This is a genomic window from Vibrio sp. 704 (assembly GCF_033339295.1).
In genome coordinates, this window is record NZ_JAWOUH010000566.1 from 1 (window position 1) to 639 (window position 639).

1 protein-coding gene is annotated in these 639 nt (G+C 44.4%); it reads left to right on the forward strand.

The genetic code is table 11. The annotated features are described in order from the left end of the window. On the forward strand, nucleotides 1-639 hold a 639-nt coding region (locus tag R7R24_RS27790; protein WP_318120295.1), incomplete at both ends, for an ABC transporter substrate-binding protein.

Consider the following 639-nt stretch of genomic DNA (forward strand, 5'->3'; position numbering starts at 1 on the left):
TCAAACTGAACCCACAAGCTAAATGGTCGGATGGCAAGCCAGTCACGGCAGACGATTTTGTTTTTATGCTTAAGTTTTACCGCTCGAAAGACATTTTAGAGCCTTGGTACAACGACTATTACAACAAAACGGTTGCTGATGTTATCAAATTTGACGATCACACCTTCGCCGTGAAGGCCGCGAAAGAGCTCAATCCAGAAGAGTTGTTGTTGAGAATGGGGGCGCTACGTCCTCGTCCTGCTCATTTCTATGCGAATCCGAAGAAAGACGAGAACGGTGACGGCATTCATGATGATTTTGTGCGCTACTACAACTTTAAAAGTGAACCAACCACCAGCGCTTATTATTTAGCCGACGTCAAAAAAGGTAAAAGCGTTACCTTTAAGCACGTAGGTGAGGACTGGTGGGGTTATACCAATAAGTACTACGAGAATCGCTATAACGTCGACAAAATTCGTATCACGGTTATCCGCGATAGTGATATTGCGATGAAGCACTTCGAAAAAGGTAAGTTGGACGCATTTGGATTGGTTTTGCCAAGTCTATGGCATGACAAATCCAATACTGCCCCTTATCAAAAGGGGTACATTGAGAAGTTCTGGGGTTACAACCAATATCCAGTTGGTGCTGGTGGCGTGT